Origin of the sequence: Streptomyces qaidamensis (genome assembly GCF_001611795.1) — a bacterium.
GTDB lineage: Bacteria > Actinomycetota > Actinomycetes > Streptomycetales > Streptomycetaceae > Streptomyces > Streptomyces qaidamensis.
In genome coordinates, this window is sequence record NZ_CP015098.1 from 8,535,608 (window position 1) to 8,549,385 (window position 13,778).

The window sequence follows — 13,778 nt, forward strand, 5'->3', positions numbered from 1 at the left end:
CCCGTACGGAAAGGGCTGACACGGCATGCGGATCGATCTGAAGGGCCGCACCGCTCTGGTCACCGGCTCCACCCAGGGCATCGGCGCCGCCATCGCCGCGGGGCCGGCCCGGTCGGGCGCACGGGTGGGCGTCAACGGCCGCACGCCCGGCCGTGTGCAGGAGGCCGTGGACCGGATGCGGGACGAGGTGCCCGGCGCCGCCCCGGTGCCCATGGCCGCCGACGTCACCACCGAAGAGGGCGCCCGGCAGGCGGTGGACGCGCTGGGGCAGGTCGACGTCCTCGTCAACAACCTCGGCGTCTTCGAGTCCGCCGACCCCCTGGAGATCAGCGACGAGGAGTGGCGCCGCTACTTCGACGTGAACGTCCTGTCGGCCGTGCGCCTGACCCGGCTCGTCCTGCCCGGCATGACCGGGCGCGGCTGGGGGCGTGTCCAGTACATCGCCAGCGACTCGGCGGTCGTCGTCCCCGCCGAGATGATCCACTACGGCATGTCCAAGACCGCCCTGCTCGCGGTGGGCCGGGGCTTCGCCAAGCAGGCGGCCGGCACCGGCGTCACGGTGAACTCGGTCATCGCGGGCCCGACCCACACGGGCGGCATCGAGGACTTCGTCCACCAGCTCGTCGACCGCGACCTGCCCTGGGACGAAGCCCAGCGCTCGTTCATGCGGCAGCACCGGCCGCAGTCGCTGCTTCAGCGGCTGATCGAGCCGGAGGAGATCGCCAACATGGTCGTCTACCTCGCCTCCGACCACGCCTCGGCGACCACGGGCGGTGCCCTGCGGGTCGACGGCGGTTACGTCGACTCGATCCTGCCCTGAGTCATGCGCCGCCCACCAGGATCACCTCCAGCGTGCGCGGACCATGCACCCCCTCCACCCGGTCCAGCTCGATGTCACTGGTCGCCGACGGCCCGGAGATCCACGTCAACGGGCGTGCCGGGTCGAGGCGTTCGAGCCCCTGCGGCACGGACGACACGACCTGCTCCGGCACCCGTACGACGCAGACGTGATGGTCCGGGACGAGAGTGATGCGGCGCCGCCCCTGGTCGGGCGAGCCGTCCAGGACGATCGTCCCGGTCTCCGCGACGGCGACCGCACAGGCCGTCACGACGCTGTCCACCCGGTCGAGTTCGTCCGGGGTGCTCTCGGCCCGGTCCGCCACCCGCGTCACGCCGGTCGCCGCCAGCCAGCCCTCGTCCAGCCCGGACGGCACCAGCACCGACGCCGCACCGCGCTTCTCCAGCAGTCCCGCGATCAGTGCGGGCAGGCCGGCCTCGTCGGTGCGGTGCACGACCGCCCGGTAGTCCGCCAGGTTCTCGGCCAGCAGTTCCACCGTCTGCGCGGCGGTCCGCTGCCCGTGCTCGCGCAGATAGTCCCGCGCGATCGGCGCCTCGTCGGCCGACGCGTCCGCCAGCGCGCGCCGCACCCGTCCCAGGATCCGTTCCCTGCTGTTCACCTGTCCCCGTCCTTCCCGCCACGAGTCCGCTGCCACCAGTCCCGGAACGGCTCGGTCGGCACCGGCGGCAGATCCCGGGTCTCGCTCCAGGCCCTGCCCGGGCCCGGCAGCGTCCGGGGATGGAAGCGGCGGGACCTGGAGGCGGCACGCTGGCCCGTGCGGAGCGCGCCCGGGTGGGTGAAGGCCCAGCGGGCCGCACGCATCGCCGCCCGCTCGGCGGCGTGCCCCTTCGCCGGCCGCAGCACCACCTTGTTGCCCTCGCGGGTGACCTCCCCGCCCTGGACGACCCGCTCCCGCAGATGCACCAGGACCTCCGGGATGTCGATGGCGACCGGGCACACGTCGTAGCACGCCCCGCACAGCGAGGACGCGTACGGCAGCGAGGCGTCGATCTCGCTGCCGGTGCCCCGCAGTTGGGGGCTGAGGATCGCGCCGATGGGGCCCGGGTACACCGAGCCGTAGGCGTGGCCGCCGGCCCGCTCGTACACCGGGCACACGTTCAGGCACGCCGAGCAGCGGATGCAGCGCAGTGCCTGCCGGCCGACCTCGTCGGCGAGGGTGTCGGTGCGGCCGTTGTCCAGCAGCACCAGGTGGAAGTTCTGCGGACCGTCCTCGTCCGTGGTGCCGGTCCACGTCGAGGTGTAGGGGTTCATGCGCTCGGCCGTGGAGGAGCGGGGGAGGGTCTGCAGGAACACCTCCAGGTCCTGCCATGTCGGCACGATCTTCTCGATGCCGACCACCGAGATCAGCGTGTCGGGCAGGGTCAGGCACATCCGGCCGTTGCCCTCGGACTCCACGACCACGAGCGTGCCCGTCTCGGCGACCATGAAGTTGGCGCCGGAGATGCCCACCTTGGCGCGCAGGAACTTCTCCCGCAGGTGCAGGCGGGCGGCCTCGGCGAGTTCGGCCGGTGTGTCGGTCAGGCCCTCGGGAGCGGGCCGGCCCCACTCGCTCATCTCACGGGCGAAGATGTCCCGGATCTCGCCCCGGTTGCGGTGGATTGCGGGGACGAGGATGTGCGAGGGCCGGTCCTTGCCCAACTGCACGATCAGCTCGGCGAGGTCGGTCTCGTAGGCGTGGATGCCCTCGGCCTCCAGCGCCTCGTTGAGCCCGATCTCCTGCGTGGCCATGGACTTGACCTTGACGACCTCTGTCTCGCCGGTCATCTTCACGAGCCGGGTCACGATCTCGTTGGCCTCGCCCGCGTCGGCGGCCCAGTGCACGATGCCGCCCGCCGCCGTGACCGTCTCCTCCACCTGCACGAGGTAGCGGTCGAGATGGCGCAGCGTGTGGTCCTTGATCCGCTTGCCCGCCTCGCGCAGCTCGGCCCAGTCGGACACCTCCGTGACGGCCTTCGCCCGCTTGGCGCGGATGGTGTGCGTGGCGTGCCGCAGATTGCCGCGCAGGGTCGTGTCCGCCACGGCCTCCCGCGCGGCCTCCGGAAACGCCGGCATCCCGAGATATGTCCCGCTCATGGGGCCGGTTCCTCCTCCGTGCTCGCCAGGATCTCCGCGATGTGCACCGGCCGCATGCCGGTCCGCAGCCGGGCCATCGTCCCGCCGATGTGCATCAGACAGGAGTTGTCGGCCGCGCACAGCACCTCGGCGCCGGTCGACTCGGCGTTGCGCACCTTGTCGGCGCCCATCGCCGCCGAGACGTCGGAGTTCTTCAGCGCGAAGGTGCCGCCGAACCCGCAGCACTCGTCGGCCCCCGGCAGCTCGACGAGCTCCAGCCCCCTCACCGCCTGCAGCAGACGCCGAGGGCGCTCACCGAGTCCGAGTCCGCGCAGCCCGTGGCAGGTCGGGTGGTACGTCACCGTGTGCGGGTAGTACGCCCCGACGTCCGTCACGCCCAGCACGTCGACCAGGAACTCGGTCAGCTCGTACGTCTTGGGCACCACCGGCGCCAGCGTCGCCGCGAGGGTGTCGCCCCGCCCCTCGGCCCGGGCCCGCTCACCCATCCGCGGATACAGCTCCCGCACCATCGCCCCGCACGACCCGGACGGTGTCACGATCGCCTCGTACTCGCCGAAGACATCGGAGAAATGCCGGGCGAGCGGCTCGGCCTCGTGCCGGTATCCGGTGTTGTAGTGGGCCTGCCCGCAGCAGGTCTGCGCCATCGGGAAGTCGACGTCGACGCCCAGCCTGGTCAGCAGTTTCACCACGGCACGCCCGGTGTCCGGATAGAGCGTGTCGTTGACGCAGGTCAGGAACAGGGCGACACGCATCGCGGCTCCTTGTGGTCGGTCATCGGATGAGTGAAGCGTAGTCCGGGGACAAGAGGCGGGGGAGACCTCGTCAGTCCCCGGCGAGCCGGGCCTGCGCGGCGCGCCACCGCTCGGTCCCGCCCCGGGGCTCGTACCGGGTGAGCGGCTGCGTGTTCACCAGCAGCCGCCGCATCCCGGTCATGTCGCCGACCAGCCCGTGTGACCGCGCCTGCACGAGGACGTTCCCGAGCGCGGCGGCCTCGGTCGGCCCCGCCACCACCGGCAGCCCGCAGGCGTCGGCGGTCAGCTGGCACAGCAGGGCGTTGCGCGTGCCGCCGCCGACCACGTGTACGACGTCGACCGCCTGTCCGGCCAGCCGCTGGGCGTCCTGGACGGCCTTGCGGTGGGCGAGAGCGAGGGAGTCGAGGATGCAGCGCGTCACCTCGGCCGGCGTCTCGGGCACGGGCTGCCCCGAGAGCCGGCACGCCTCGGCGATCCGCTCCGGCATCCGCCCCGGCGCGAGGAACGCCGCGTCCCCCGCGTCCACGACCGACCGCAGCGCCGGAGCCTTGGACGCCTCCAGCAGCAGCGCCCCCAGATCCGGGTCGCCCCAGGCCCGCACGGACTCCTGGAGCAGCCACAGCCCCATGATGTTCCGCAGGTAGCGGACCGTGCCGTCCAGCCCCAGCTCGTTGGTGAAGTTGGCCGCCCGGCTCTCCTCGGTCAGCACCGGCGCGTCCAGCTCCAGACCGGCCAGCGACCAGGTGCCGGTGCAGATGTAGGCGAACCGCTCGCCCGAGGCCGGTACGGCGGCGACCGCGGAGGCGGTGTCGTGCGACCCGACGGCCGTCACCGGCACGGGACCGGCGAGCCCGGTCTCCTCCAGCACCTCGCCGCGCAGCAGCCCCGCCGGATCGCCGGGCTGCCGCAGCGGCGCGAACAGGCCCAGGTCGATACCGAGCCGGGAGGCGACGTCGTACGCCCAGTCGCGGGTGCGCGGATCGATCAACTGGGTCGTGGACGCGTTGGTCAGCTCCGTGCCCTGCTCGCCGGTCAGCCAGTACGTCAGCAGGTCCGGCATCAGCAACAGCCGCCGGGCCTCGCCGAGCTGGGCCGTGGAGCGGGCGGCGGTGAGCTGGTACAGGGTGTTGAACGGGGCGTACTGCAACCCGGTGGCGGCGTACAGCTCCTCGGCGGGCACGGTCGCCCACACCTTCTCCGCGACCCCCTCGGTCCGGGGGTCCCGGTAGTGCACGGGGTTGCCGAGCAGCGCCCCGTCCGCGTCCAGCAGCCCGTAGTCCACGGCCCAGCTGTCGATGCCGACGGAGTCGACCTGACCCGCCGCCCGCAGCCCGTCCAGCACTCCGGCATACAGCCCGAGCACGTCCCAGCGCAGCCCCTCGGGCACCCGTACGGGCCGGTTGGGAAAACGGTGCGCCTCGGCGAGCTCCAGGCTGTCCGGGCCGACGCGGCCGACCATGACGCGCCCGCTGGACGCGCCGAGGTCGACCGCGGCGTACGACTTCACGGCGGCGCTCATCGCAGGAAGGCGGCCGCGACGCCGGCGTCCACGGGGATGTGCAGACCGGTCGTGTGGGTGAGGTCCCCACCGGTCAGCGCGAACACGGCGTTCGCCACGTGCTCGGGGAGCACCTCGCGCTTGAGGATGGTCCGCTGGGCGTAGAACTCACCCAGCTTCTCCTCCTCCACCCCGTACACGGCGGCCCGCTTGGCGCCCCACCCGCCGGCGAAGATCCCCGACCCGCGCACGACACCGTCCGGGTTGACCCCGTTGACGCGGATGCCGTGCTCGCCCAGCTCAGCGGCGAGCAGGCGCACCTGATGGGCCTGGTCGGCCTTGGTGGCGGAGTAGGCGATGTTGTTGGGACCGGCGAACACGGCGTTCTTCGAGGCGATGTAGACGATGTCACCGCCCAGCTCCTGGGCGGTCATCACCCGGGCCGCTTCCCGCGACACGAGGAAGGACCCGCGCGCCATGATGTCGTGCTGGAGGTCCCAGTCCTCGGCGGAGGTCTCCAGCAGCGGCTTGGAGATCGAGATGCCCGCGTTGTTGACGACGAGGTCCACCCCGCCGAAGGCCAGCACCGCCGCCCGGAACGCCTCGGCGATCTGCTCCTCCGAGGTCACGTCCACCGTCACGGCGACGGCCTTGTCCGACCCGCCCAGCTCCTCGGCGACGGCCTCGGCGTTCTCCGCGTTGAGATCGGCGACGACCACACACGCCCCCTCGGCGACAAGCCGGTGCGCGATGGCCTTCCCGATGCCGCTCCCGGCACCCGTCACCAGCGCCACCCGGGTCGCCAGCGCCTTGGGCTTCGGCATCCGCTGGAGCTTGGCCTCCTCCAGCGCCCAGTACTCGATCCGGAACTTCTCGGACTCCTCGATCGGCGCGTAGGTGGAGACGGCCTCGGCTCCGCGCATCACGTTGATGGCGTTGACGTAGAACTCGCCCGCGACCCGGGCTGTCTGCTTGTCCTTGCCGAAGGAGAACATGCCCACGCCCGGCACCAGCACGATCGCCGGGTCGGCGCCGCGCATGGCGGGGGAGTCGGGTTCGGCGTGCCGCCGGTAGTAGGCGGCGTACTCCTCGCGGTATTCGGCGTGCAGCTCCTTCAGCCGGGCGATCGCCTCGTCGAGCGGCGCGCTCGGCGGCAGGTCCAGCACCAGCGGCCGGACCTTGGTGCGCAGGAAGTGGTCCGGGCAGGAGGTCCCGAGCGCGGCGAGCCGCGGGTGTTCCGCACTCGCGAGGAAGTCGAGCACGGCCTCGGAGTCGTGGAAGTGCCCGACCTGGGGCCGGTCCTGCGAGGCGACGGCCCGCACGTACGGGGCGAGCGCGGCGGCCCGCTCCCGCCGCTCTGCGGCGCCCAGCGCGGCGTACCCCTCGATCACCGGACCGAAGGGCTCGGGCTTGCCCCGCTCGGCGAGGAACGTCTCGGCGGTCCGGATGATGTGCAGCGAGTTCCGCTCGCACTCCTCGGAGGTGTCACCCCAGGCGGTGATCCCGTGTCCGCCGAGGACGCACCCGATGGCCTGCGGGTTGGCCTTCTTCACGGCGGCGATGTCCAGCCCGAGCTGGAACCCGGGCCGCCGCCACGGCACCCACACCACACTGTCCCCGAAGCACTCGGCGGTCAGCTTCTCCCCGTCGGCGGCGCAGGCGAGCGCGATCCCCGAGTCCGGGTGCAGATGATCGACGTGCGCGGCCTCTACCAGCCCGTGCATCGCGGTGTCGATGGACGGAGCGGCCCCGCCCTTCCCGTGCAGGCAGTAGTCGAACGCGGCGACCATCTCGTCCTCACGCTCCACCCCCGGATACACCTCGACGAGCGCCCGCATCCGGTCCAGCCGCAGTACGGCCAGCCCCGCCTCGGTGAGCGTGCCGAGATCACCGCCGGACCCTTTGACCCACATCAGCTCGACATCGCCGCCGGTGACCGGGTCGGTCTCGGTTCCTTTGGCGGAGGCGTTGCCGCCGGCGTAGTTGGTGTTACGCGGATCGGCCCCGAGCCGGTGCGACCGGGCCAGCAGAGCGGCAGCTTCGGGATGGGTAGCCATGACAGTTCCTTTGCAACGGAGGGTGTGTAGTTCAGGGGCGCGGGGAACTGCGCGACCAGCCACAACCGGCCCGCAGCCCGAAATCAAACAGAACCCGGCAGACGCTCACGCCCCCCAGCCGGCCTGCTGCCCGCCAACCCGCTCGGCCACGATCTGCTCGGCCCACCCGGACCGCCGGTACGCGGCGATGGGGTCGGCGTCCAGCCCCATCTCCTCCCGCACCTCCCGCAGCAACGGCCGCACATCCGTGTTGTACGCATCCATCACCACGGCATTCGCCTCCAGCACATCCCCCGCCCGCTGCGCCGTCCCCAACGCGTCACCATCGACCAGCAGCGCCTTCGCCGTGGCCTCCTGCACGTTCATCACCGACCGGATGATCGCCGGGATCTTCGCCTCGATGTTGTGGCACTGGTCGAGCATGAACGCCACCTCGGGCGAGAACCCACCGCCCCGCACGACCTCGTACATGATCCGGAACAGCTGGAACGGATCCGCCGCCCCGACCATGAGGTCGTCGTCCGCGTAGAAGCGGGAGTTGAAGTCGAACCCACCGAGCTTCCCCTCACGCAGCAGCGTCGCCACGATGAACTCGATGTTGGTCCCCGGCGCGTGATGCCCCGTGTCGACGACGACCTGCGCCTTCGGCCCGAGCTTCAGACAGTGGGCATAGGCGGTACCCCAGTCCGGCACATCCGTCGTGTAGAACGCCGGCTCGAAGAACTTGTACTCCAGCAGCATGCGCTGCCCGTCGCCGAGCCGCTCGTAGACCTCGGCCAACCCCTCGGCCAGCCGGTCCTGCCGCCCCCGGATGTCGTCCTGCCCGGGATAGTTCGTCCCGTCGGCGAACCACAGCTTGAGGTCCGCCGAGCCCGTCGCATCCATGATGTCGACGCACTCCAGCAGATGGTCCACGGCCTTGCGCCGCACGGAAGCCTCCGGATGACAGATGCTCCCGAGCTTGTAGTCGTCGTCCTGGAACGTGTTGGAGTTGATCGCCCCGAGCTTCACCCCGCGCTGCTCGGCGTGCTTGGCCAGCGCCGCGTAGTCGTCGACCTTGTCCCACGGGATGTGCAGGGCCACGGTCGGGGCGACCCCGGTGAACTCGTGCACCTTCGCCGCGTCGTCCAGCTTCTCGAACGGGGTGCGCGGCACACCCTGCTGCGCGAACACCTTGAACCGTGTGCCCGAGTTCCCGTAGGCCCACGACGGCGTCTCGACGGCCTGTGTCTTGAGAGCGGCCTTCGCCGCGGCGAGCTCGGTCACGTCAGGCTCCTGTGACATCGGGTCGTGACGACCACTGAATGAAACGATTCAGGACGCGAAGCTATGGGCCCCCTGTAGGGGTGTCAACCCCTCCGGCCAAGACGGTTTCCCGTGACCCGTGCGTGACCTTCTGTCCTCGAAACTTTTTCGACCGGAACCCATTGACGTGACATGCGCGGCCCGCCTAACGTCCCGGCAACCCAGTTGAAACCTTTCACGACGTCGAGAGGGCCGACCCGCCGGCGTCGTCGAGGAGCCCTCATGACCCACCCGTCCACCACGGGTCCGGCCCCGGTTCTCGCACTGAAGGACGTCTCCAAGTCCTTCGGCGCGGTCCGCGCACTGCGGGACGTCTCCCTGGAGCTGTTCCCCGGGGAGGTGCACGCACTCGCCGGTGAGAACGGTGCCGGCAAGTCCACCCTCATCAAGACCCTCGCCGGAGTACACCGCCCGGACGCCGGCCAGGTGCTGCTCGACGGTGCGCCCGTCGCCTTCCACGGCCCCGGCGACGCCCGCGACGCCGGCATCGCCGTGATCTACCAGGAGCCCACGCTCTTCCCCGACCTGTCGATCGCCGAGAACATCTACATGGGCCGCCAGCCGCGCCGCGCCCTCGGCCGGATCGACCACAAGGCCACCCACAACGCGACGGCCGCCCTGATGGAGCGCCTCGGTGTCGAACTCGACCCCGACCGGCCCGCCCGCGGTCTGTCCATCGCCGACCAGCAGATCGTCGAGATCGCCAAGGCGCTCTCCTTCGACGCCCGCGTCCTGATCATGGACGAGCCCACGGCCGCCCTCACCGGCAGCGAGGTCGCCCGCCTCTTCGGCGTCGTGCGCACCCTGCGCGACCAGGGCGCCGCCGTGCTGTTCATCTCCCACCGGCTGGAGGAGATCTTCGAGATCTGCCGGCGGGTCACCACCCTGCGCGACGGCGCATGGATCGCCAGTGAGCCGCTGGAGGGCATGACCGAGGACGACCTCGTGCGCCGCATGGTCGGCCGCGACCTCGACGAGCTCTACCCCAAGCAGGACGTCGAGCCGGGCGAGGTCGCCCTGAGCGTGCGCCGGCTGACCCGCGAGGGCGTCTTCACCGACGTCTCCTTCGAGGTCCGGCACGGCGAGATCGTCGGTCTGGCCGGACTCGTCGGCGCCGGGCGCACGGAGGTCGCCCGGGCCGTGTTCGGCATCGACCGCTGGGACGCCGGCGAGGTCTCCGTCGACGGCAAGGCTCTGGTCAACGGCGCCCCCTCCACCGCGATGTCCGCCGGACTCGCCCTGGTCCCGGAAGACCGGCGCGCCCAGGGCCTGGTGATGGACATGTCCATCGAGCGGAACATCGGCCTCACCGGGCTGCGCACGACCGTGAAGGCCGGGCTCATGGACCGCGGCGCCGAGCGCAGCCGCTCCCTCGACTGGGCCGTCAGGCTCCAGGTGAAGTACGCCCGGATCGCCGACACGGTCAACACGCTCTCCGGCGGCAACCAGCAGAAGGTCGTGCTCGCCAAGTGGCTGGCCACCGGCCCGAAGGTGCTGATCGTCGACGAGCCCACCCGCGGCATCGACGTCGGCACCAAGGCCGAGGTGCACCGGCTGCTGTCCCAGCTGGCCGCCGACGGCGTGGCCGTCCTGATGATCTCCTCCGACCTGCCCGAGATCCTCGGCATGGCCGACCGCGTGCTGGTGATGCACGAGGGCCGCCTCACCGCCGAGATCCCCCGCACCGACGCCACCGAGGAAACCGTGATGGCCGCAGCCACCGGGAGGGCCGCCGCATGACGGTCGTCACCCCGCAAGAGGCCCCCGTCGCCGACGTGCCCAAGTCGAGCGGCACCCGGCTGGTCGACCGTGTCTTCAAGATGCGCGAACTCGCCATCCTGCTCGTCTTCCTGGTGATGATCGCCGTCACCCAGGCCGGCAACAGCGAGTTCCTGTCCGAGCAGGGCATCAAGGACCTGCTGCTGAACGCGACCATCCTGGTCCTGGTCGCCACCGGCCAGTCCCTCGTCGTCATCACCCGCAACGTCGACCTGTCCGTCGGATCCACGCTCGGCATCAGCGCGTTCGCCGCCGGCGTCTATCTCCAGGGCGGCGGCAACCCGGTCGTGGCGATCGCGATGGCCGTGCTGCTCGGCATCGGCTTCGGACTGCTCAACGGGCTGCTCGTCAGCCTCGGCCAGGTGCCCGCGCTCGTCGTCACCCTCGGCACGCTCTACATCATCCGCGGCATCGACTCCATCTGGGTCGGCTCCCGCCAGATCACCGCGGCCGATCTGCCCGGCGGATTCGTCGACTTCGGCTCCGGCGGCATCTCCGCGGTGCCGTACCTGGCGCTGATCGCGCTGGCGGTGCTGATCGCCACCGCCTACTACCTCAAGCACTTCGCCAGCGGCCGCGAGCTGTACGCGCTCGGCTCCAACCCCGAGGCCGCCCGCCTCGCCGGCATCCCCGTCCGCAAGCGGATCCTCGCCGCGTACACCTTCTGCGGCGCCCTCGCCGGACTCGCCGGCGCGATGTACCTCGCGCGCTTCGGCAACGTCGACTCCGGCACCGGCAACGGCTACGAACTGACCGTCGTCAGCGCGGTCGTGGTCGGCGGTGTCGTCTTCACCGGCGGCTCCGGCAGCGTCTACGGCGCGGCTCTCGGCGCGCTGCTGCTGACCTCCATCAACAGTGTGCTGCCCGCCCTCGGCGTCAGCTCCGTCTGGGTGCTCGCGATCAACGGCATCCTGCTCATCCTCGCGATCGCGGTCGACCGGGTCGTCGCGCTGCGCGTGGCCTCCGCCCTGAAGAAGAGGAACGCCCGCCATGGCTGACATCTCCCGGAGCCGAGCGGCCGGCTGGTCCGGCCTCAAGAGGTGGGATTCCGCCGTCGGCGCCCTGCTCGTCGTGGTCCTGCTGTTCTCCTTCGGCTTCGTCGACGGATTCGGCAACGCGCTCAACCTGTCGTTCCTGATCGGCAACACGCTGCCGATCGCGCTGATCGCCCTGCCGATGACCCTGCTGGTCGTCTCCGGTGAGATCGACCTGTCGGTCGCCTCCACGGCCGGTCTGTCCGGTGCGGTGATGGGCGCCCTGTGGAACCAGGGCATGACCATCGAGACGATCATCCCGATCTGCTTGCTGCTCGGCGTCGTGTGCGGACTGGTCAACGGGCTGCTGGTGACCAGGCTGGGGCTGCCGTCCCTCGCCGTCACCATCGGCACCCTCGCCGCCTACCGGGGCATCGCCCAGATCGTGCTCGGCTCCGACGCGGTGACCGACTTCCCGACGCAGTACCTGGACTTCGCGGCCGGGCGCATCGGCGACACGTTCATCCCGTACGCCCTGCTGCCGTTCCTCGTCCTGCTCGCCATCGCCGTGGTCGCGCTGCACGCCACACCGTTCGGCCGGTCGCTGTTCGCGATCGGCGCCAGCGAGGAGGCCGCCCGCTTCGCCGGCATCCGGGTCAAGCGCCAGAAGCTGATCCTGTTCACCCTGACCGGTCTGATGGCCTCCCTGACCGGCATCTTCTGGGCGCTGCACTACGCCAGCGCCCGCTACGACAACGCCACCGGTCTCGAACTGTCCGTCGTGGCCGCCGTGCTGCTCGGCGGCATCGACTTCGACGGCGGCAAGGGCACGTTGGGCGGTGCGATCGCCGGAGTGTTCCTCCTCGGCGCACTGCAGAACGTGATGAGCCTCCAGGACGTCTCCGCCCAGTCCCAGATCGTCGTCACCGGCGTCCTGCTCGTCCTGTCCGTGCTCGGCCCCCGGGTCCTGCGGCAGATCTCCACAGCGAGGGCGGGCCGCAGAGCCGCCTCGACTCCCACCTCGTAACCAGCCTCCTCGTAAAGGACCAACGCCATGCGTAAGTCAACCCTGCGCCGCAGCTGCGCGGCCCTGGCCACCGCCACCTCCCTCGCGCTCGCGCTCACCGCCTGCGGCGGGACCACCAAGAAGGACGTCGCGAACGAGGGCGCCTCCGCCGCCACCGCCGGCAAGGCCGACCCCAACGCCGAGCTGAAGAAGGGGCTCACCGTCGGGTTCCTGCCCAAGCAGGTCAACAACCCGTACTTCACCAGCGCCGACAAGGGCGGCGAGAAGGCGCTCAAGGAGCTCGGCTCCAGCTACAAGGAGGTCGGCCCGTCCAGCGCGACCGACACCGCCGGGCAGGTCTCCTACGTCAACACCCTCACCCAGCAGCAGGTCGACGCCATGGCCGTCTCCGCGCAGGACCCCGGCGCGCTGTGCACCGCCCTCAAGCAGGCCATGAAGAACGACATCAAGGTCGTCACCTACGACTCCGACACCACGCCCGACTGCCGCAACGCCTTCGTCTCCCAGGCCTCCGCCGAGGACCTGGGCCGCACCGAGGTGCAGCTGCTCGCCAAGCAGATCGGCTACAAGGGCGAGATCGCGATCCTGTCCGCCGCGCAGACCGCGACGAACCAGAACACCTGGATCGACTTCATGAAGGACGAGCTGAAGAAGCCCGAGTACAAGAACATGAAGCTGGTGAAGACCGCATACGGCAACGACGACGCCCAGCAGTCCTTCCAGCAGACCCAGGGCCTGCTCCAGGAGTACCCGAACCTGAAGGGGATCATCTCCCCGACCACGGTCGGCATCAAGGCCGCGGCCCAGTACCTGTCGGGCTCCAAGTACAAGGGCAAGGTTAAGCTGACCGGCCTCGGCACCCCGAACGACATGCGCAAGTACGTCAAGAACGGCACCGTCGAGGCGTTCGAGCTGTGGGACCCGGCCAAGCTCGGCGAACTGGCCGCCCGCACCGCCGTCGCCCTGTCCTCCGGGCAGATCACCGGCAAGGAGGGCGAGACCTTCAAGGCCGGCTCCATGGGCGAGTACACCATCGGCAAGGACGGCGTGATCAGCCTCGGCAAGCCGACCGTGTTCGACGCGAAGAACATCGACCAGTTCAACTTCTAGACCCTGGGAGGTAGTTGATGCAGCGCGTGTGTTTCCTGCTGAAGGTCCGGGCGGAGCGCCTCGACGAGTACCGCGAGCGGCACGCCGCGGTATGGCCCGAGATGCTCCAGGCGCTCTCGGAGACCGGCTGGCACAACTACTCGCTCTTCCTGCGCGAGGACGGACTGCTCGTCGGCTACCTCGAGACCGAGGACTTCGCGGCCGCCCAGGCCGGCATGGAAGCCACCGACGTCAACGCCCGCTGGCAGGCGGAGATGGCGCCGTTCTTCGAGTCGCTGGACGGCGCCCGGCCCGACGAGGCCATGAAACCGCTCACCGAAGTGTTCCACCTCGCATGACGATGG

General features: G+C 70.6%; 12 protein-coding genes. 6 read left to right on the forward strand and 6 right to left on the reverse strand.

Annotated features, from left to right (window positions below):
• The first annotated feature begins 25 nt into the window (after positions 1–25).
• Positions 26–820, forward strand: a complete 795-nt coding sequence (locus tag A4E84_RS37400) for an SDR family NAD(P)-dependent oxidoreductase (protein WP_062930789.1) — start codon at positions 26–28, stop codon at positions 818–820.
• Position 821: 1 nt separating this feature from the next.
• On the opposite strand, the gene A4E84_RS37405 is transcribed toward A4E84_RS37400, so the two are convergent.
• From A4E84_RS37405 to rhaI, 6 genes are all read right to left on the reverse strand, one after another.
• Positions 822–1,457 (reverse strand): LutC/YkgG family protein, encoded by a 636-nt coding sequence (locus A4E84_RS37405; protein WP_062930790.1) that lies wholly within the window; start codon positions 1,455–1,457, stop codon positions 822–824.
• Complete coding sequence (locus A4E84_RS37410) at positions 1,454–2,932, reverse strand: LutB/LldF family L-lactate oxidation iron-sulfur protein (protein ID WP_062930791.1); 1,479 nt, start codon at positions 2,930–2,932, stop codon at positions 1,454–1,456. The genes A4E84_RS37405 and A4E84_RS37410 overlap by 4 nt, the downstream gene beginning before the upstream one ends.
• The gene (locus A4E84_RS37415; RefSeq protein WP_062930792.1) at positions 2,929–3,684 is read right to left on the reverse strand and encodes a (Fe-S)-binding protein; all 756 of its coding nucleotides are present in this window, start codon (positions 3,682–3,684) and stop codon (positions 2,929–2,931) included. The genes A4E84_RS37410 and A4E84_RS37415 overlap by 4 nt, the downstream gene beginning before the upstream one ends.
• A gap of 70 nt (positions 3,685–3,754) precedes the next feature.
• Positions 3,755–5,203, reverse strand: coding sequence for a rhamnulokinase (locus tag A4E84_RS37420; protein WP_062930793.1), 1,449 nt, complete (start codon positions 5,201–5,203; stop codon positions 3,755–3,757).
• Positions 5,200–7,239, reverse strand: coding sequence for a bifunctional rhamnulose-1-phosphate aldolase/short-chain dehydrogenase (locus A4E84_RS37425; protein WP_062930794.1), 2,040 nt, complete (start codon positions 7,237–7,239; stop codon positions 5,200–5,202). Before A4E84_RS37425 ends, A4E84_RS37420 begins: the two co-directional genes overlap by 4 nt.
• A gap of 105 nt (positions 7,240–7,344) precedes the next feature.
• Positions 7,345–8,505: an L-rhamnose isomerase gene (gene rhaI, locus A4E84_RS37430; protein ID WP_062930795.1), complete on the reverse strand. Its 1,161-nt coding sequence runs from the start codon at positions 8,503–8,505 to the stop codon at positions 7,345–7,347.
• Between the two features lie 261 nt (positions 8,506–8,766).
• Here rhaI and A4E84_RS37435 point away from each other — a divergent pair, with 261 nt between their 5' ends.
• The 5 genes from A4E84_RS37435 to A4E84_RS37455 are packed head-to-tail and all read left to right on the forward strand — an operon-like array spanning position 8,767 to position 13,772.
• Positions 8,767–10,284: a sugar ABC transporter ATP-binding protein gene (locus A4E84_RS37435; protein ID WP_062930796.1), complete on the forward strand. Its 1,518-nt coding sequence runs from the start codon at positions 8,767–8,769 to the stop codon at positions 10,282–10,284.
• Positions 10,281–11,321, forward strand: a complete 1,041-nt coding sequence (locus A4E84_RS37440) for an ABC transporter permease (protein ID WP_062930797.1) — start codon at positions 10,281–10,283, stop codon at positions 11,319–11,321. The genes A4E84_RS37435 and A4E84_RS37440 overlap by 4 nt, the downstream gene beginning before the upstream one ends.
• The gene (locus tag A4E84_RS37445; RefSeq protein WP_062930798.1) at positions 11,314–12,324 is read left to right on the forward strand and encodes an ABC transporter permease; all 1,011 of its coding nucleotides are present in this window, start codon (positions 11,314–11,316) and stop codon (positions 12,322–12,324) included. The genes A4E84_RS37440 and A4E84_RS37445 overlap by 8 nt, the downstream gene beginning before the upstream one ends.
• Positions 12,325–12,351: 27 nt before the next feature.
• A complete protein-coding gene (rhaS, locus tag A4E84_RS37450) occupies positions 12,352–13,434 on the forward strand; it encodes a rhamnose ABC transporter substrate-binding protein (protein WP_062930799.1) in 1,083 nt (360 codons plus the stop codon).
• Positions 13,435–13,451: 17 nt separating this feature from the next.
• Positions 13,452–13,772, forward strand: coding sequence for an L-rhamnose mutarotase (locus A4E84_RS37455; protein WP_062930800.1), 321 nt, complete (start codon positions 13,452–13,454; stop codon positions 13,770–13,772).
• The last annotated feature ends 6 nt before the right edge of the window (positions 13,773–13,778 follow it).